Annotated in this window: 17 protein-coding genes; 14 read left to right on the top strand and 3 right to left on the bottom strand. The window is 61.3% G+C overall.

Annotation, left to right across the window (positions count from 1 at the left end; all coding sequences use genetic code 11):
- Window positions 1-107 precede the first annotated feature (107 nt).
- From MUU54_RS07275 to MUU54_RS07265, 3 genes are read left to right on the top strand one after another with little or no spacing between them, the layout of a single operon-like run.
- Window positions 108-605 carry a (2Fe-2S)-binding protein gene (locus MUU54_RS07275; RefSeq protein WP_247243372.1) on the top strand — a complete coding sequence of 166 codons (498 nt, stop codon included), beginning with the start codon at window positions 108-110 and terminating at the stop codon, window positions 603-605.
- A complete protein-coding gene (locus MUU54_RS07270) occupies window positions 602-1660 on the top strand; it encodes an FAD binding domain-containing protein (protein WP_247243371.1) in 1059 nt (352 codons plus the stop codon). Before MUU54_RS07275 ends, MUU54_RS07270 begins: the two co-directional genes overlap by 4 nt.
- Window positions 1650-3899, top strand: coding sequence for a xanthine dehydrogenase family protein molybdopterin-binding subunit (locus MUU54_RS07265; RefSeq protein ID WP_247243370.1), 2250 nt, complete (start codon window positions 1650-1652; stop codon window positions 3897-3899). The genes MUU54_RS07270 and MUU54_RS07265 overlap by 11 nt, the downstream gene beginning before the upstream one ends.
- Window positions 3900-4013: 114 nt before the next feature.
- On the opposite strand, the gene MUU54_RS07260 is transcribed toward MUU54_RS07265, so the two are convergent.
- Complete coding sequence (locus MUU54_RS07260; protein ID WP_247243369.1) at window positions 4014-5144, bottom strand: Gfo/Idh/MocA family protein; 1131 nt, start codon at window positions 5142-5144, stop codon at window positions 4014-4016.
- Between the two features lie 403 nt (window positions 5145-5547).
- On the bottom strand, window positions 5548-5769 hold the full coding sequence (locus tag MUU54_RS07255; RefSeq protein WP_247243368.1) for a hypothetical protein: 222 nt from the start codon (window positions 5767-5769) through the stop codon (window positions 5548-5550).
- Here MUU54_RS07255 and MUU54_RS07250 point away from each other — a divergent pair.
- The 11 genes from MUU54_RS07250 to MUU54_RS07200 all read left to right on the top strand — a co-directional run bounded on the left by MUU54_RS07250 (window position 5763) and on the right by MUU54_RS07200 (window position 17729).
- Entirely contained in the window at window positions 5763-5987 is a 225-nt protein-coding gene (locus MUU54_RS07250; protein WP_247243367.1) for a hydroxypyruvate isomerase family protein, read from the top strand. The genes MUU54_RS07255 and MUU54_RS07250 overlap by 7 nt on opposite strands.
- Before the next feature lie 292 nt (window positions 5988-6279).
- Window positions 6280-7224 carry a sugar ABC transporter substrate-binding protein gene (locus MUU54_RS07245; RefSeq protein WP_247243366.1) on the top strand — a complete coding sequence of 315 codons (945 nt, stop codon included), beginning with the start codon at window positions 6280-6282 and terminating at the stop codon, window positions 7222-7224.
- 88 nt (window positions 7225-7312) lie between these two features.
- Window positions 7313-8389, top strand: coding sequence for an ABC transporter permease (locus MUU54_RS07240; RefSeq protein ID WP_247243365.1), 1077 nt, complete (start codon window positions 7313-7315; stop codon window positions 8387-8389).
- Between the two features lie 11 nt (window positions 8390-8400).
- A complete protein-coding gene (locus MUU54_RS07235) occupies window positions 8401-9180 on the top strand; it encodes an ATP-binding cassette domain-containing protein (RefSeq protein WP_247243364.1) in 780 nt (259 codons plus the stop codon).
- Window positions 9181-9210: 30 nt separating this feature from the next.
- Window positions 9211-10197 (top strand): inositol 2-dehydrogenase, encoded by a 987-nt coding sequence (gene iolG, locus MUU54_RS07230; protein ID WP_247243363.1) that lies wholly within the window; start codon window positions 9211-9213, stop codon window positions 10195-10197.
- A gap of 7 nt (window positions 10198-10204) precedes the next feature.
- Entirely contained in the window at window positions 10205-11032 is an 828-nt protein-coding gene (locus tag MUU54_RS07225; protein ID WP_247243362.1) for a MurR/RpiR family transcriptional regulator, read from the top strand.
- 23 nt (window positions 11033-11055) lie between these two features.
- Window positions 11056-13011, top strand: coding sequence for a bifunctional 5-dehydro-2-deoxygluconokinase/5-dehydro-2-deoxyphosphogluconate aldolase (locus tag MUU54_RS07220; protein WP_247243361.1), 1956 nt, complete (start codon window positions 11056-11058; stop codon window positions 13009-13011).
- Entirely contained in the window at window positions 13008-14840 is a 1833-nt protein-coding gene (iolD, locus tag MUU54_RS07215; protein WP_247243360.1) for a 3D-(3,5/4)-trihydroxycyclohexane-1,2-dione acylhydrolase (decyclizing), read from the top strand. The genes MUU54_RS07220 and iolD overlap by 4 nt, the downstream gene beginning before the upstream one ends.
- A 61-nt stretch (window positions 14841-14901) precedes the next feature.
- Window positions 14902-15807 (top strand): myo-inosose-2 dehydratase, encoded by a 906-nt coding sequence (iolE, locus tag MUU54_RS07210; protein ID WP_247243359.1) that lies wholly within the window; start codon window positions 14902-14904, stop codon window positions 15805-15807.
- A 58-nt stretch (window positions 15808-15865) separates the two neighbouring features.
- Complete coding sequence (gene iolB / locus MUU54_RS07205) at window positions 15866-16693, top strand: 5-deoxy-glucuronate isomerase (protein ID WP_247243358.1); 828 nt, start codon at window positions 15866-15868, stop codon at window positions 16691-16693.
- A 289-nt stretch (window positions 16694-16982) separates the two neighbouring features.
- Window positions 16983-17729 (top strand): 4'-phosphopantetheinyl transferase family protein, encoded by a 747-nt coding sequence (locus tag MUU54_RS07200; RefSeq protein WP_247243357.1) that lies wholly within the window; start codon window positions 16983-16985, stop codon window positions 17727-17729.
- Here the strand turns inward: MUU54_RS07200 and MUU54_RS07195 are convergent.
- A complete protein-coding gene (locus tag MUU54_RS07195) occupies window positions 17681-19300 on the bottom strand; it encodes a glucosamine inositolphosphorylceramide transferase family protein (protein ID WP_247243356.1) in 1620 nt (539 codons plus the stop codon). The genes MUU54_RS07200 and MUU54_RS07195 overlap by 49 nt on opposite strands.
- Between the last annotated feature and the right edge of the window lies 1 nt (window position 19301).

Genomic DNA, 19301 nt, shown 5'->3' with positions numbered 1-19301 from the left:
TGTTTCCATCCGGTCGCGGCATTTCGTCCGCATGTTTTCGCAATCTGCGTCTCCGCCGTCTCTGGCGGCTTCGATCCTTACATCACAATCACTGAATGGAGTATCCCATGACACTCTCCATCAGCCTCACCATCAACGGTCAGCCGAAGACGATCGCGCTCGATGACCCGCGGGTGACGCTGCTCGACCTCCTGCGCGAGCGGCTTTACCTGACCGGCACGAAGAAAGGCTGCGATCGTGGCCAGTGCGGCGCCTGCACCGTGCTTGTTGATGGACGGCGCATGAACTCATGTCTGTCGCTTGCGGTGAGCTTGAATGGGACCGAAGTGACAACAATCGAAGGCCTTGCCGAGGGTGACGACCTGCATCCGGTGCAGGCGGCATTCATCGAATGCGATGGTTTTCAATGCGGCTACTGCACCCCCGGCCAGATCATGAGCGCCGTCGGACTGATTTCCGAAGGCCATGCCGGAGACGATCCGGAGCGGGTCCGCGAACTGATGAGCGGCAATCTCTGTCGCTGCGGCGCCTACCAGGGCATCACGGAAGCCGTCCTTGAGGCACAGCGCACACTCAAGGAACAGAAGGAGAGGGACGCAGCATGAACCGCTTCGATTACATCTGTCCCACCACGGTTGCGGAGGCCGTCGCTGGCGCAGCCGAAACAGGCTCCGCGTACTTGGCGGCCGGCACCAATCTTGTCGATCTGATGAAGATCGGCGTTGCACGTCCCCAGCGCCTGATCGACGTCACCAAACTCCCTGGGCTCGATGCGATCGAATGGTCGCCGGATGGCAGCGTCCGAGTGGGCGCAATGGTGCGCAACGCCGACCTCGCTTACGACCTGCGCTTCGCGGAAAATTTCCCTGCCGTCGCCGAAGCGCTCCTTTCCGGCGCGTCGGCTCAACTGCGCAATGCGGCCACCGTCGGCGGCAACTTGATGCAGCGAACCCGCTGCGCCTATTTCCAGGACACCGCCAGCGCCTGCAATCGCCGAGCTCCCGGCTCCGGCTGCGATGCTCTTGAAGGCGACAATCGCCTCCACGCCGTCATCGGCTGGAGCGAACACTGCATCGCCACGCACCCGTCCGACTTCTGCGTTCCGCTGGCGGCTCTGGATGCCGTGGTCGAGGTGGAAGGTCCGCAAGGGCGGCGGGACATCCCGTTCGAAAGCTTCCATCGTCTGCCGGGTGATACGCCGGAAATCGAGACGAACCTTGCGCCGGGTGAGCTGATCTTGGGGGTTCGGTTTCCGGCCGAAGCTGCGCGTTTCAAGGCGCATTCCCGCTACCTCAAGCTTCGCGAACGCACATCCTATGCCTTCGCGGTGGTTTCCGCGGCCGCCGCACTTGATCTTCAGGAAGGCTCGATTCGCCATGCGCGGCTTGCAGTCGGTGCAGTGGCGGCCAAGCCGTGGCGCATCCGCGAGGCCGAAGAAGGCCTGATCGGAGGCGAGCCGACCACTGAAGCGTTCGCCAAGGCCGCAGAAATTGCCCTCGCCGGTGCGAGCCCTTCGGGCGATAACGCATTCAAGATCGAGCTGGCGCGCCGCATTATCGTTCGCGCACTTGCCCTTGCCGCTGAAGGAACGCCGCGGGCCATGCCGGCGCTGCCCGGTTCACCCTTCTCCTCTGCTTCGGGAGTATCCCATGTCGCTTGATCCTTCTTCCGCCCAGGCCACCCGCTACGGCTCCAATGCCGGCCAGCCCCTGACGCGCCGCGACGGGCTGCTGAAGGTCACCGGCCGCGCCACCTATGCTGCGGACAATCATCCCGAAGGCATGCTCTACGCGGTGACAGCCGTCAGCAAGATCGCCCGCGGCCGCGTGACGTCGCTCGACGTTGCGGCGGCCAAGGCGTATCCCGGCGTTGTCGAGGTTCTGACGCCGCAGAACCGGCCGCCACTTGCCCATGATCCGGACGAAAAACTGCCGCCCTTCGGCTTTCGGATCGAGGTCCTTCAGGATGAAACGGTACGCTATGCCAACCAGCCCATCGCCCTCGTTGTCGCCGAAACGCTCGAGGCGGCTACAGAGGGTGCGGCGCTTCTCAACCCGCAATACGAGATCCGTAAACCGCGGACAGGGTTGGATGATGGCATGCGGTTTGATCCGCCCGCTGTCGGCGTGGGTTCGCCGCCACGGGCAGAGCATGGTGATATCGAAGCAGGGCTTGCAGCAGCAGCCCAAGTGGTTGAGGCAGATTACGAAACGCCCGCCCAATATCACAACGCCATGGAACCTCACGCCGTGGTAGCCGAGTGGGACGGCGACCGCCTGATGCTCGACATGCCGAACCAGGCATTGGTGATTAGCAGTGCCTCCTATGCCACCTATTTCGGCATCCGGCCGGAAAACGTGGTAATCCGCTCGCCCTTCCTCGGTGGCGGTTTCGGCTCCAAGGCGATCCTCAACGGACCGCAGATGCTGGCGATCATGGCCGCGCGAATGCTGAAGCGTCCGGTCAAGCTCGCCCTCAGCCGGTCCCAGATGTACGGCCCGGTCGGGCATCGCGGCAACACGTGGCAGAAGCTGCGGATCGGGCTGGACAGGGACGGACATCTGACGGCCCTTCACCACAAGTCAATTTCGGCAACGTCCTCCTTTGACGATTTTCTGGAGCCGGCCGCCAATGCTTCGACGCATCTTTACGCCAGTCCTGCGCTGCTGTCCGAGCATGAAGGAATCCGCCTCGATGTCGGCACGCCTGGCCCCATGCGGGCACCGGGCGAAGCCTCGGGTTCGGCGGCGCTCGAGGTCGCCATCGACGAGGCCGCAGAAGCCTGCGGGATGGACCCACTCGATTTTCGCCTCAAGAACTATGCCGAAACCGAGCCCGGCACCGGCAGGCCGTTCTCCTCAAAGGCACTGCGCGAGTGCTACATGGAAGGCGCCAAGCGCTTAGGCTGGGCCGGCCGGCCGCTCGCTGCGCGTCAGATGCGCGACGAAAACGGCTTCCTCGTCGGCTGGGGTATGGGAACCGCCCTCTTCCCCTGTCCGCAGTTCGCCGCTGAAGCGCGTGCCACCCTTCGGGCAGACGGTTCAGCACTTGTGGAGACGGCTGGCGTCGACATGGGCCAGGGCGCGTGGACGGCCTTGGCGCAAATCGCGGCAGAAGCACTGGGGCTAGACCCCGACCAGGTTGAGTTCCGCTCGGGCGTATCGACACTGCCGGACGGCGGCATTGCCGGTGGCTCAGGTCACACGGCGAGCGCAGGGCTTGCCCTTCACAACGCCGGCAAGGATATCATCAAGAAACTTGCCGAACTCGCGACCAAAGACTCGGCCTCGCCCCTGTTCGGTGCAGGCAACGTCGGTGTCGACGCAAGAGGCGGGCGCCTTTATCGTCGCGACGACGACAGCCGCAGCGAGAGCTACGCTGAAATCCTTGCCCGTGCCGGTGGTCAAGAGATCATTGGCAGCGGCCAATCCACGCGTGAGCCCGACCATAGTGAAACGCACGCGATGTTCTCCCACGGCGCGGTCTTTGCCGAGGTGAAGGTTGACCCGGACCTCGGACAGGTTCGCGTAAGCCGGCTTGTCGGTGCGTTTGCCGCAGGACGCATCATCAACCCGAGACTGGTCCGAAGCCAGTACTTCGGCGGCATGATCTGGGGCGCGTCCTTTGCCCTCCACGAGGAGGCCGTAATCGATCACCGGACCGGACGCGTCATGAATGCGGATCTTGCGGAATATCATGTGCCGGTCAACGCCGACATCCCGTCACTTGAGGCGATCCTGATCCCGGAAGACGACCCTTTCGTCAACGCGCTCGGCGTCAAGGGCGTCGGCGAGATCGGCATCACCGGCACAGTCGGCGCGATTGCCAATGCCGTCTGGCATGCCACCGGCGTCCGCGCCCGCAAGTTCCCGATCCGGATTGAGAGCCTGGTCATCTGAACAAGCGACAGAGGCCGCGGACCGCCAGAACGGGGTCTGTGGCGTGCATCTATCGTAGCTCGAGTGTCTGAAGTGTCGCACGAAGCCGGTTCAATGTGCCGACCTCAGAACGCCTCAGCAGCAAAAGCCGACATTGGCCAGCCTTTTTGATGCGGCGGAGCGATCGATTGCGTGGATGACCCGTTCAAACTCGAGCGCCGCCTCGAAGTCAGGATAGGCATGGCCATCCTCCGCGATGGCCCCGAGGAAGTTCCAGGCCTCGATGGTCTTAAGGTCGTTGAAGCCCAGTTGATGTCCCGGAGCGGGGCAGAAGTTGCCGTAGGGCGGGTGGGAGGGACCGGTTAGGATGGTACAAAAGCCGTCCGAAGATTTGTCGCCGGTGTTCTGGTAGACCTGCAGCTCGTTCATCCGCTCCTGCTCAAAACAAATCATACCGGCTGTGCCATGGACCTCCCAGCCGATGCGACTCTTCCTGCCCCAGGCTGAGCGTGAGGCGGAGAATACGCCGGTGGTGCCGCTCTCGAAGCGGATCAGGGCGCTGGCGATATCTTCGTTCTCCACCGACTTGCGTTCGGCCGATCCTTCGACGGGCCGCGTCTTGTGCACCGTGTCCACATCCGCAATGACAGTGGCAACGGGGCCCATCAACCCCTGCATCAGGGACACGAGGTGGCATCCGAGATCACCCAGCGCGCCGAGCCCGGCTTCAGAACGGATCGCACGCCAGGTCCAAGCTGTCTCCGGGTCTGCCTGATAGTCCTCGTCGACAAAGCCTCGAAAGTGGATGGGCCTGCCGATGGCGCCCTCGCGGACCAGCTTGCGGGCGTGCTTGTAGATCGGGTTGGCGACATAGTTGTAGCCGACGATGGTCTTGCGACCGGAGGCCTTCGCCGCAGCTTCCATGCGCATCGCTTCCTCCAGCGTCAGGGCCATGGGCTTCTCGCAATGGACATGCTTGCCGCTTTCGAGAGCTGCGATGGCCATCTCCGCATGCATCTTGTTCGGAGTAGTGATGCAGACGATGTCGACGGCAGAATCATTAAGCAGGTCACGCCAATTGGCAGTCGCTTGGTAGAAGCCGAACTGCCTCGCCATGGCTTGCGCCTTGTCAATAGGAGTATCGCACAAGACCTCGAGCCTGATATCGGGCACATCACCGAAGACCGCATTGACCGAACGGTAGGCGAGCGCATGCACCTTCCCCATGAAACCGGTGCCGATCAAGCCGATGCCCAAGGATTTCATCAACCAACTCCTCCCGTGAACCAATCGTCTGATCTTCGATTGAGTCGCGTAAGGCCGCAATGCTTGCCTAACCCGCGCATCTCTTCCGCCGGGGAGGTGATGAATCGAGGTTGCCGAGTCGGTTGACCTCGACTTCGGACAGGTTCTCTGACTCGTGATTTCGATCAGGGAGGATAGTGATGAGAATGTCTATTCCATTCGCGCTGAACCATATCACTGCACCTCGCCTCACCTGTTACCAACTCATCGATCTGGCCTCGGAGCTGGACTGCGTTGGTGTGGAGCTTCGAAACGATCTCATCGACAAGAAACTGAGCCGAAATGCCTCTTCGTGGAGAAGATCCCGCTGCAATCGGCGCTATGCCCGCGAAAGGAACGTCCGCCTCCTGGGCCTCTCCGAGGTCTACGGCTTCAACAACTGGACCCCTGAAATGGCAGACAAGGTCCGCACCCTCGTCGCGAAGGCGGAGAGAGCGGAGCGGAAAGCATCAGCCTCATCCCTCGCAATCAGGTGCCAGTCCACCGGGCGAGCGTGCCGCGAGCCTGAGGACTCGCCGCCATTCTGCTCATGGTGGCTGAGGCCGGCGTCCTCGTTGAGGTACAAGCGCGAAGCGGTGGATGCCATCGAAGCCATCGGCGGCGAAAAGCCATTTCCGGCTCTTGCACGACACGTTCCACCATCACCTGGCCGGAGAAAGCGAGTTCTTTCCAGAGTATACGGGCATCGTGCATATGTCCGGTGTTTCGGAGCAGCAGATCGACGTCGAACAGGTGTGTGACGAGCACCGCATTCTTGTCGACGACGACGATCGGCTGGGCAATGTGGCTCAAATCCGAGGCTGATTGAACAGGGCTACACCGGCGCCTTCTCCTACGAGGCTTTCTCCCCGACGGTCCACGCCTCGGCTGATCCGGAAGAACAGCTCAGCCGGTCCTTCGCTTACCTTCGTTCGGCCATCCAGGATTTGTTTATCGGAACGTGGCGGGTTGACACGACCCATAACGGAATGGATATTTCATTTTCTAGAAGAAAAGGATTAAACGTTCTCGCGAGGAGGTGAGGCGCTTGATCCAGTCAGAGACTGACGCATCCGGCGAACGAGGGTGAACCGGCACCCGAAGTGGAGGAGAAATTATGAAAAAGCTCATTCTGGGCGCCATCACGGCTGCCTTCATGTCGACTGCCGCCCACGCCGAGAATATCGGCGTCTCGATGGCTCTGTTCGATGACAACTTCCTGACCGTGCTACGCAATGGCATGAGCGACTATGCCAAGACGCAGGATGGGGTCACCCTGCAGATCGAGGATGCGCAAAATGATGTGGCGAAGCAGCTCGACCAGATCAACAACTTCGTAGCTTCCGGCGTGGACGCGATCATCGTCAACCCCGTCGACACGTCTGCCACGGAAGCCATGACTAAGGCGGCCGAAGCCGCAGGTGTGCCGCTTGTCTATGTCAACCGCGAGCCTATCAACGTCGACATGCTGCCAGACAACCAGGCTTTCGTTGCGTCCAACGAACAGGAGTCGGGCACACTCGAGACAAAGGAAGTGTGCCGCTTGCTCAGCGAGAAAGGAAAGAACCCGGCTCGCATCTACATCATGATGGGCGAGCTCTCAAATCAGGCAGCCGTTATGCGGACCCAGGATATCAAGGATGTAATGAAGTCCGGCGAGTGCCAGGTGGAACTGCAAATCATCGACGAGCAGACCGCAAACTGGTCGCGCGATGAGGCGCAGGACCTAATGACCAACTGGCTGTCCACCGGCGAGAAGTTCGACGCCGTGATCTCCAACAATGACGAGATGGCGATCGGCGCAATCCAGGCAATGAAGGCCGCCAACATCTCCATGGACGACGTCATCGTTGGCGGCGTGGACGCAACTCAGGACGCACTTGCCGCAATGGAGGCCGGTGATCTCGACGTAACGGTTTTCCAGGACGCGGCAGGTCAGGGCAAGGGTGCGGTTGATGCAGCTCTGAAGCTTGCCCGGGGCGAAAGCGTGGAGCAGAAGGTCTACATCCCGTTCCAGTTGGTCACTCCCGACAACATGGGCGACTACAAGGCGAAGAACTGAACTCCGAGCAAGACCGCAAGGGGGGGCACCCCCTTGCCTGGGACCAAGGGCGGCACCGCTGTTGCTGCTCACTTCGGGAGTTTGATCAATGGCTACCTCTAACCTGCACGGCGTCGGCGACCTCACCTTCGACAGCTCCAATCGCCGCTGGCCAAACGAGATGAACGTGCTGCTCGCGCTCATCCTCATCATCGGCATATTCGAGCTGCTTGGCCACCTGATGATGGGCCAGAGCTTTCTGTTCGATACCTCGGACCGAAGCACGTCGATCTTCAACGAGCAGCGCCTTCGCATCATCATTCTGCAGGTATCGATTGTCGGTATCATCGCTATAGGCGTGACACAGGTCATCATCTCCGGCGGGATCGACCTCTCGTCCGGTTCCGTGGTGGGCGCGGCCGCGATGATTGCGATGAGCTTCGCCCAGGTTGCGGAGGTCAACGGGAATGCAAATCCGACGCTGGCGCTGGGGCCGTGGGCTGCCGATCTCCCGGTCCTTGTGCCGATCGCTGTCGCGCTCCTGTTTGGACTGCTGGCTGGGATAATCAACGGATCCCTTGTTGCCTACACTGGCATTCCTCCCTTCATCGCAACATTGGGAATGATGGTAACCGCCCGCGGCATCGCCAAGTGGTGGACCGCCGGACGGCCGATCTCCTTTCCCACCGACGGTTACCGCGCGGTCGGCGACGGGCTCATGCCAGTGATCATCTTCGTGACCCTCGCAGTCCTCTTCCATCTGGTCCTGCGCCACACCGTATACGGCAAGCATACACACGCCATTGGGTCGAATGAAGATGCCGCCCGCATGTCGGGTATCAAGGTAGGCCGGCACAAGGTCCTCGTCTACACGATCGCCGGGATGCTCGCCGGCGTGGCGGCGATCGTCCTTTCCTCGAAAAACCTAACGGCTCAGGCGGGGATGGGCGTGATGTACGAGCTGGACGCTATCGCCATGGCCGTAATCGGGGGGGTGTCGCTGTCCGGCGGTCGCGGCTCGATCATCGGCACCGTGCTTGGAGCGCTCATCTTCGGCGTCATCATTTCCGGCTTCACGTTCTTAAGGCTCGACGCCTACTACCAGGAAATGGTCAAGGGCGGGATAATCGTGGCCGCAGTCGTACTGGACCAGTGGCGTCAGCGCCGGGCCGCCTGGGGTCCATGAAGGAGGACATCATGACCAGCAGCAACACCATCCTCGAAACGGTTGGCCTGACAAAGCACTACGGCGGCGTCCATGCCCTCGAGGGCGCCGACTTCAAAATCCACGCGGGCGAACATGTCGCCATCATGGGTGACAACGGCGCCGGCAAGTCGACCTTCGTCAGGCAGATCACCGGCGTCGAGCGGCCGACGCGTGGCCAGATCATCTTTAATGGTGCGTCCGTGACGTTCGAAAATCCCATGGAAGCGCGCGAGGTGGGCATAGAAACGGTCTTTCAGTCGCTCGCGCTTGCTGACGAACTGGACGTGCCGGACAACCTCTTTCTCGGCCGGGAACTCGTTCGTTTCCGCCTCGGCCCATTCTCCATCCTTGACTACAAGGCCATGCGGCAGAGGACGATGGAGGCGCTGGAGAAGACGGCGGTCAAGATCCCCAACCTCAAAAACACGATCCGCAACATGTCGGGCGGGCAACGCCAGTGCGTCGCAATCGCCCGCACGGCGACCTTCCATTCCAAGCTGACGATCATGGACGAGCCGACGGCAGCGCTCGGCGTTCAGGAAACGGCGCAAGTAGAGAACATCATCCGTACGCTAAAGCAGCAGGGCGAGTCCCTGATCCTCATCAGCCACAACATGCGTCAGGTGTTTGATCTCGTCGATCGCATCGTCGTCTTCCGACGCGGGCGGATCGTCGCGGACCTGAGGAAGGAAGAGACTGACCCACAGGACGTGGTGGCCTACATCACGGGCGCCAAGACAGGCGCCGAATTTCAGGATGCGGCGGCTTAGTTTGATCGGACGCCCGAACACGAGGACAAAATGACGTTGAAATTCGCTCTTCTCGGCGCCGGCCGCATCGGCAAGGTTCATGCGCGAGCCATCTCCGGCAATCCCGATGCCGAACTTGCCTTTGTCGCCGATGCGGTTGCTGATGCCGCCAAGGCAATCTCGGAGCAATACGGCTGCCGGGTATCGACTATCGACGAGATAGCGGCCGATCCGACAGTCGATGCTGTGATCATCTGCACGCCCACCAACACCCATGCCGATCTGATCGAGAAATTTGCCCAAGCAGGAAAGGCGATCTTCTGCGAAAAGCCGGTCGACCTCGACGTGACCCGCGCAGAAGCCTGCCTTAAGGTGGTGCGGGAAACCGGCGCGAAGCTGATGCTCGGGTTCCAGCGTCGCTACGATCCGCATTTCTCGGCAGTCAAGAAAGCGATCACCGACGGGCGTATCGGTGACGTCGAGATGATCCAGATCGTTTCGCGCGATCCGGGTGCTCCACCCATGGACTACATCAAGAGCTCCGGCGGCATCTTCCGAGACATGACGATCCACGACTTCGATATGGCGCGCTTCCTTCTGGACGAGGAACCGGTCACGGTCTATGCGACAGCTTCCGTTCTCACCGACAAAGCGATCAAGGGCGTCGACTTCGATAGTGCCTCCGTCACTCTGACCACGGCCTCCGGCAAGCACTGCACTATCTCGAACTCCCGTCGTGCCACCTATGGCTATGATCAGCGGGTGGAGGTGCATGGCTCGAAAGGCACCGTCGCTGTCGAGAACCAGCGCCCAGTGACGATCGATGTCGCTACCGCCGAGGGCTTCACCCGCCCCGCGTTGCACGACTTCTTCATGACCCGTTACGTCGAGGCTTATGCAGCGGAAATTGCCGCCTTGGTTTCCGTCGTCAAGGGCGGGGCCTCCCCCTCCCCCAGCGGAGAGGACGGTTTACGTGCCCTGGTGCTTGCCGATGCGGCGTTCCGATCGGCGAAGCAGGGCGTCGTGGTCACGCTTTGAGGATGTAATGGGCAACGGCAAGAACAGTTTCGAGATCCTGCGCAGTCGCATCGTTGGCGCACAAGACACGTTGCCGAAGCGTCTGGCAGAGGCCGCGGGTTACGTGTTAGCGAACCCGGACGACATCGCGCTTGGCACGACCGCCTCCATCGCCAAGGCCGCGCAGGTGCAACCATCGACACTGGTCCGCCTTGCCCACCATCTCGGCTATGAAGGCTTTTCCGATCTACAGCAGGTCTTCCGAGAGCGGTTGATGGCGCGAGCATCGAGCTATGAGGAACGCCTGACGCGGCTCGAAGCGAAGGCGCCCCCGGGGACGTTCGACGGCACCGTTATGCACGGGTTCATCGATGCGGCGCGCAAGTCGGTGGACAAGCTTGCGGCCCAGGTGACCGATGCGGAATTCGCCAAGGCGGTTACGGTGCTTTCCTGCGCCCGCACCATTTACCTGATCGCCCGACGACGCTCCTATCCGCTCGCAGCTCACCTCGCCTATGCCTTCGGCAAGCTTGGCATCCGCGCCATCATGGTGGGATCGACAAACGGCATCGACGAAGAAATCGCGGACATGGCACAGTCTGACGATGCAGCCTTTATCTGCTCCTTCGCGCCTTACGCCTCGGACACAGTGGATCTCGCAGTTCGCCTGCATGATCGCGGTGTGCCCATCGTGTCCTTGACCGACTCGCCGCTGTCGCCAATAGCGCCACTGTCGAAGGTCTGGCTCGAGATTGCCGAAAACGACTACGCGGGCTTTCGCTCCATCGCTGCGTCCATGGCCATCGTTTCCGCTCTGCCGGTGGCGATCGCCGAGCGGCGGCGGCACATGCAATGAGAACTGACGGAGAAGGTTGCGTCATGCTGAAGGACAACAGCAAACCTCTCGACCTGGTCACCATCGGCCGTTCTTCGGTCGATCTCTATGGTGACCAGGTCGGAGGGCGGCTTGAGGACATGCGGTCCTTCTCCAAATACATCGGCGGCAGCCCTACCAACATCGCTGCAGGCTCGGCGCGACTGGGCCTCAAGTCCGCTGTAATCACGCGTGTGGGCGACGAGCACATGGGCCGCTTCATCCGCGAGCAGTTGGTTGTCGAAGGGGTAGATGTCACAGGGGTCAAGACGGATCCCGAGCGGCTGACCGCTCTGGTTCTGCTTGGCATCCGCGACAAAAACAGCTTTCCCCTGATCTTCTACCGCGAGAACTGTGCGGACATGGCCCTGTGCGAGGATGACATCGATGAGGCCTTCATCGCGTCCGCCCGCTGTATCTGCGCCACTGGAACGCACCTGTCTCATCCGCGAACGGAAGCCGCCGTCCTGAAGGCCCTCAAGCTCGCGCGCAAGCATGGTGCCAGAACCGCCCTCGACATCGACTATCGCCCGAACCTCTGGGGACTGGCAGGACATGGGGCCGGAGAAAGCCGCTTCATCGAGTCCGGGGCGGTGACGGCAAAACTGCAGTCAACCCTCCATCTCTTCGACCTCATCGTTGGAACGGAAGAAGAGTTCCACATTGCCGGCGGTTCGACCGACACGGTCGAGGCGCTGCGCAACGTAAGGAAGGTTTCCTCCGCAACGCTCGTCTGCAAGCGCGGTCCCATGGGTGCCGTCGCTTTCGTGGCCGAGATTGGTGGCACGTTGGATGGGGGGCGTTCGGGCCCTGGCTTTCCCATCGAAGTCTTCAACGTCCTTGGGGCTGGCGATGGATTCATGTCCGGCCTGCTGCGCGGCTGGCTCAAAGGCGAAACCTGGGAAACGGCCCTCACCTACGCCAATGCCTGCGGCGCCTTTGCCGTCTCGCGTCACGGCTGCACCCCTGCCTATCCGTCCTGGGAGGAGTTGCAGCTCTTCCTCGCACGTGGCGTCAAGCGTCCGGACCTGCGCAACGATCAAGAACTCGAGCAAATTCACTGGTCGACAAACCGTGAGGGCGAATGGTCACAGATGCGTATTTTGGCCTTCGATCACCGGATGCAGCTTGAAGCCATCGCCCAGGAGACAGGGGCGCCGCTGGAGCGGATTGGCCAGTTCAAACAGCTCTGCCTGCAGGCTGCCCTGAGCGTCGCGAGCGGTCGCCACGGCTTCGGCGTGCTCTGCGACGGCCGGCTCGGTCGCCAGGCACTTCATGCTGCGGCAGGCACGGGCCTTTGGATCGGACGTCCGACTGAATGGCCGGGCTCGCGACCGCTTGCGCTGGAGCCGGACCTGGGGCCGGACTGCGGCGGGCTGGACAATTGGCCTAAGGATCACGTGGTCAAGGTTCTGTGCTTCTGCCATCCCGCCGACAATGACCAACTGCGGGCAACGCAGGAAGAAACGCTCTTGCGTCTTTTCACCGCCGCTCGGCGAAACGACCTGGAGTTCTTACTTGAGGTCATTCCTTCCAAGGTCGCGCCTGTCAACGATCAAACGTCAGCAGAGTTGATCCGTCGCTTTTACGAGATCGGCATCTATCCGGACTGGTGGAAACTTGAGCCTATGCGCTCTTCCGCCGCCTGGCAGGCCGCCTGTCAGGCAATCCAGGCGAACGACCCACACGTGCGCGGCATCGTCATCCTCGGCCTCGATGCGCCGGAGACGGAACTGGCGGAGAGCTTTCGGGCCGCGGCGCGGTTCGACCTGGTGAAGGGCTTCGCCGTCGGCCGCACGATCTTCGGCGATGCTGTGCGCGGCTGGATGAAAGGCGAGATCAGTGATGGAGACGCGGTCGAGATGATGAAGCAGCGTTACGGACGCCTGTGCATGATCTGGGACGAGGCGCGAACCCATAGCCGAGATGCTCCCGGTAAGATCGCTGGAGAAGTCGCATGAAGACCATTCGCCTGACGACGGCGCAGGCTGCGATCCGCTATATCGCAAACCAGCTGAACGAAGATGGAGAACCTTTCATCGCCGGCTGCTGGGCCATCTTCGGTCACGGAAACGTCGCGGGTATTGGAGAGGCGCTTCACAGCGAGCGCCAGCACCTCCAGACCTGGCGCGGACACAACGAACAGACCATGGCGCATACTGCTATCGCCTATGCAAAGCAGCTCGGCCGGCGCCGGGCAATGATGGTCACCTCCTCCATCGGGCCCGGCGCCACCAACATGGTGACGGCCGCAGCGCTGGCGCATGTCAATCGGCTGCCGATCCTTTTAATGCCGGGAGACATCTTCGCCGGACGCGGCCCGGATCCAGTGCTGCAGCAGATCGAGGACTTCGGCGACGGCACCGTCTCGGCGAATGACTGCTTCCGTCCTGTGAGCCGTTACTTCGATCGCATCATCCGGCCGGGACAGTTGCTGACCGCCCTACCCCGCGCCTTCCGCACCATGACCGATCCCGCAGATTGCGGACCGGTCACACTCGCTTTCTGCCAGGATGTCCAGGCGGAGGCCTACGACTGGCCCCAGGATTTCTTCGAACAAAAAGTTTGGCGCATCCGTCGTCCACAGCCGGACCCGGTGGAGCTCGAGCAGGCCGCTGCCATTCTCAGGTCTGCAACGAAGCCGGTCGTCATCGCCGGCGGGGGCGTCCACTACGCGGGTGCACATGTTGAGCTGAAGGCATTTGTCGAGCGGTTCCAGATACCGGTGGTGGAAACCCAGGCCGGCAAATCCTCGCTGCCCTGGGACCATCGGCTCAACCTCGGCCCCGTGGGTGTCACAGGTGCGTCGAGCGCCAACGCCGTCTGCGCCGAGGCCGATGTTGTCCTCGGTGTCGGTACGCGCTTCCAGGATTTCACGACCGGCTCCTGGGCCTTGTTCAGCAATCCGAAGCGCAAGCTGATCAGCCTGAACGTCCAGGCATACGATGCCGCAAAGCACGGCGCAGAGCCGCTTTGCGCCGACGCCACGGCGGGGCTCTCTGCGCTTACGGAGGCTCTTGGTGACGCTCGCTTCGCTGCGCCCGATCCTGCGCTCAAGGCGGACTGGTTCGCTGCAGCGGACAAAGTCACCGAGGCACCGGATCCCGAGGAAAACGCCTTGCCGACCGACATGCAGGTCATCGGAGCGGTCCAGCGTTCGGCGGGGCCGGAGACCGTGGTGATGTGTGCAGCCGGCACCATGCCCGGCGAACTTCACAAGCTCTGGAAGGCAGGCCGGCCGATGTCCTACCACATGGAGTACGGCTACTCCTGCATGGGCTACGAGGTTGCCGGTGCAATCGGGATCAAGATGGCGGAGCCGGATCGGGACGTGATCTGCATGATCGGCGACGGCTCCTACATGATGGCCAACTCCGAACTGGCGACCGCCGACATGATGGGCATCAACATCACGCTCGTGCTCACCGATAACCGTGGCTTCGGTTGCATCAACCGCCTGCAGATGAGCACGGGTGGTGCGGAGTTCAACAACCTTCTCGACCACGCCCAGCACGTCAATCCGTCTCGTATCGATTTTGCCGCACATGCTGCCTCCATGGGCGCCGAAACCCGCAAGGTCAGCAAGATCGGAGAGCTGGAGGTCGCCCTGAAGGAAGCGCGCGATGCGCGCGGCCCCTTCGTCGTTGTGATCGACACCGACCCCTATCCCTCTACGGAGGCTGGCGGCACGTGGTGGGACGTCGCCGTGCCGGAGGTCTCCGTGCGTGAGACGGTGGTGAAGGCGCGCGAAAACTACCTGAAAAACCTGAAGCTCCAGCGAGCCAACTGAGGCTTGGCTGGACGACACTGCACGAAAAGCTGCCGCCACCGTAGCGGCGAGAGGATCATCCATGAGCGTCAAGATCGGCATCTCTCCCATCGCCTGGCAGAACGACGACCTGCCGGATCTCACCGCCGCCTACACAATGGAGCAGGCGCTCAAGGAGGCGCGCGAGATCGGCTATACTGGCGTCGAGCGCGGTCGGCGCATGCCGCAGGACACGGAGGGGTTGAGGCTTTTCTTGGAGCGGTTCGAAATTGCGCTTTGCGGGGGCTGGTGCTCCGGCAACCTACTGATCTCCGATGTTGCAGCGGAACAGGCCTCCATCGCCAAACAGGTCGAGCAATTCGCTGCCCTGCATGCTCCCTGCATTGTCTACGCCGAATGCTTCAATACCGTCCAAGGACAGATCAGCGTCCCGGTCAACAATCGCCCAAAGCTGTCGCGTCCCGAAGTTCACGCCTATGGTCGCAAGCTTACCGAGATCGCCAAATGGGCGGCGGATCAGGGCGTCACCCTCGCCTACCACCACCACATGGGTGCATTCATCGAGGACCAGGAGGATATAGACTGGCTGATGGAGTCCTCCGGACCTGAAGTAACGCTCTGCTTCGACACGGGGCACCTCGTCTTCGGGGGCGGCGATATTGGAACAACCATGAACCGCTGGGGCGATCGCATTCACCATGTGCACTTCAAGGACATCCGGCCCAACGTCGTGCGCGATGTCCGCGAAAACAACCGGAGCTTCCTGGACGCGGTGGTCGCAGGCGCTTTCACCGTGCCCGGCGACGGCTGCATCGATTTCAAAGATGTTGCCGCCCGCCTGAAGGCAATGGCCTACGACGGATGGATCATCGTGGAAGCCGAACAGGATCCGGCCAATGCACCACCTTACGAGTACTCGAAGAAGGGTTACGAACACATCTTGGCGGTATGCGCCGAAGCAGGGCTGACCGTGGCAGACAGACCATGAGCGACGCGCCGGGCGACCTGCCGGATGGGATCACCCGCACCAATGGGAGGATGAAGCGATGCCAGATCTGCTGATCAAGCCGAAGGGCACAACCGGCAAGATCCATAACGTCACTGTCGATAGCGCCAGGACGCCGAAGTCTCCGGGCTGGTCCTATGTCGGTTTCGGGCTTTACCGCCTGAAGGCGGGAGAGCAGGTCCAAGAACAAACAGGAGATCGCGAGGTGATCCTCGTGCTCGTGGAAGGCAAGGCGGAGATTACCGCCTGCGGAAGGAGCTTTGGTACGCTCGGCGACAGGATGAACGTGTTCGAGCGCAAGAAGCCCGCCTGCGCTTATGTACCCGACGATAGCCAGTGGAGCGCGGTTGCGGTGACGAACTGCACGCTTGCCGTCTGCACCGCACCTGGAAAGGGCGGCCATGAGGCCCGCGTGCTCGATGTTCCGGATCTCGTGACGCGTGGAAAAGGCGCCAACACACGCTACATCTACCCGATCGCCATGGAGGAATCGGACGTGGCCGACAGCCTCCTAGTCACCGAAGTCTTCACGCCCGCCGGCAACTGGTCATCCTATCCACCGCATCGCCATGACGAGAACCGGTTTCCGGAGATGACCTATCTCGAGGAGACCTACTACCACCGGCTGAACCCGGAACAGGGCTATGGCCATCAACGTGTCTTCACCGAAGGCGGGGAACTGGACGAGACGATGACCGTCTCAAACCACGATGTCGTGATGGTCCCGAAAGGCCACCACCCCTGTGCCGCGCCTTACGGCTACGACATGTACTACCTCAACGTCATGGCTGGCCCACTTCGCAAATGGCGCTTCCAAAACCACCCGGATCATGACTGGATCGTCAAACGGGATGCCTCCGTCGCCTAGGAGGCTGCCAAGCTCGCCGGCCTGCATCCTTGTCTTCCATGCTGACGGGCTCTCACAACATATACCTGCATCTCGAGCGGAGCACTCGTCAGACATGGCATCTCGCTTCAGGTGCCGATCAACCGTAGTGGGAGTCGAGCTCGATCGATGTGATGCCGAAGGGGAGATAAGCCTGAAGAGGGAGATGTTGACCGATCGCGCAGGTTGCGGCTTTGGCCAATCGAAGCCAAAGTGAGGGTTCAGGCGAGGCTGAGCGACACTTGTGCCATTGATCGAGAAACTTCCGAGCATGCGAAGCGACGTGCAGCCTGCTGCGTCCATTGAGGTCGATGTCTGGACCTGGTCTCTGGACGCGCCTCTCGCGGATTGTTCTGGCCTATACCAAGTGCTCAGCGATGACGAGAGGGTTCGGGCGGAACGCTTCCTGAGAGACGTCGACCGTCGGCGATACATTGTTGGGCGGGCGGCCCTGCGCCGAATTCTCGGAGCCTACCTTGGTATTGATGCGAAGAGCATCTGCTTTGTCTACAACAGCTGGAGCAAGCCCGAACTTGATCTCCTCAACGACGCAAAGCTTTCGTTTAACCTGAGCCATAGCGCGGCGGAGGCGATTCTGGCCGTCTCGGCACACGCTGTTATCGGCGTCGATATTGAAGAAATCCGGCCGATCGAGGACGACGTCGAGAGGCACTTTTTCTCTTCCGCCGAGTGTCATAGTCTAGCCGCCCTGCCCCAAAGTGAACGAATAGGCGGTTTTTACCGATGCTGGACCCGCAAGGAAGCTTTTGTGAAGGCGCATGGCGCAGGCCTCTCTGTTCCCTTGGACAGCTTCGACGTCTGCCTTGCGGAGAAGGGACGACGCTTGCTGAAGCGCCTTGATCCCCACATTGGTCTGCTCACCGACTGGACGCTGCTCAATCTCGACGTAGCCGACGGATTCTGCGGCGCGCTTGCCATTCATTCCAAGGGGCGGAACGTAGAGATCCGCTACCGGAGCAGGCTGGACTGGTCTGCAAACATGGCGTCGATAACATAACGACCACCCGTCGCATCCATGTGGTGGCACGCCAACAACCCCGGAGCGAAATCCGGCTTGATGGTGCGCACGCGCCGCTCGCGGTACGTCTCGAGATTGAGCTGCTCGACCTCCATAAGGTTCAGGCCGTAGCCGTAGATGCCGCGTTCGTTGCGCTGTGACGGGCGGTAGAGCCGGCCATCATGTTCGAAGGGACGACCACCGTTGCGCGCCTCGGTGCTGCCGATGACGACCGGATTGTGACGGTGCGGCTTCATCCATTTCAAATCCGGCCCGTCAACCTCAAACAAGTGCAATTCGCTGCAATGATCCTCGTAAGCATGAAACTCCGAGAGGTTCGTGAAGAGCCACCACCTTCCGTCGAAGGCGAACAGAGTGGAGTCTGCTGAGGACTGGCCTTCGAGAGCCGTCGCATGCAGTTCCCAACGCAAAGGGAATTCAACGCACCGCCAAACTTCCAGCCGACGCGCTTCGTGCGTCTCCGGAACCATAAAGATCCCGCCGGCATGACGGAAAACGAAGGGGTAGGAGAGATGATGCTCTGCTGCCAGCGCCATGCCGAGCTGCTCAAATTGATCCCCGACCAGGCGACCAACCGCGATATGTGCCTTGGCCTCCCGCGGTGTATAGGCTTCGTAGAAGAGATAGATATGCCCTTCATGTTCGAGCAGGAAGGGATCGGCCCGAAGCTCGTCGTTTTCCGGCTTCAGCAGCACCGCCGTCCGAGGATCGAAGCTCTTCGGCGAGCCTTCGCCGACAAAAAGCGCCCAGGGTGGCGCCCCCCTCCCGAAGCGAGCCTTCACCGCCCGGCGTCCCCGCCCGACGAGATTGCGTGCAACGCCAGCGGCGTAGGAAAGCCATTCCTCCACACGGGGAGGCTGTGCGGCTTGCAGAGGTGGCGCTTCCGACGTGAGCAGAATTCCCGTTTCCGCGATCTTGCGCAGTTCCCGCATGACCAGCGTGACGGCGCGTTCCTTGATGAAATCTCCGCTTCTAACGGCACTGAACTTGGTGTTGAACCCGGCGACTGCGACGGTTTCGTGCCCGCTGACGCCATCACGCCGTACGGCGAGGCGAACTTCCGTCGCAGGTATACCGCCCATCACTTCCTGGTAGCCAAACCAGTCCACATCCGAGGTTGCGGCATCTAGAAAGGAAAGGTGCCACGAGCCGAAGCGCGAACTGCAAAACGCTTCGGGGCCGTCTGCCAATGGCGATATCGACAGGACCAGATCTAACTCTGTTCCGCTGTCTTGGGCCAGGTGCGCCTCCAAAGTAATGAATGGCAGGTCCTGCACTTTTGTATTCTTGAGATGGTAGTTCGGCTGGCGCCCCAGCGTCTCTCGTTCCATTGCGGCAGCAAAGCGGAAGAATGCGGATATCTCTCCCAGCTTGGAAGGACAAAGGACCACCGCGTCGAGTAAAAGGCGGTCATCCGCAGCAATGCGGTCGATCAAGGCAAGTTGCCAATTTTCAAATCCGTCCCGACGATCGGTCAGCAGCCCGATCCGCAGTGGGGATAGCGGCGATTCACCAGATGTCCGAGAGCGTTTGTGGACGGATGCATCCATC

Source organism: Pseudorhizobium tarimense, assembly GCF_022968135.1.
Lineage (GTDB): Bacteria > Pseudomonadota > Alphaproteobacteria > Rhizobiales > Rhizobiaceae > Neorhizobium > Neorhizobium tarimense.
The sequence above is the reverse complement of the archived record's forward strand: the minus strand, read 5'-3'. Positions and strand labels throughout refer to the sequence as shown.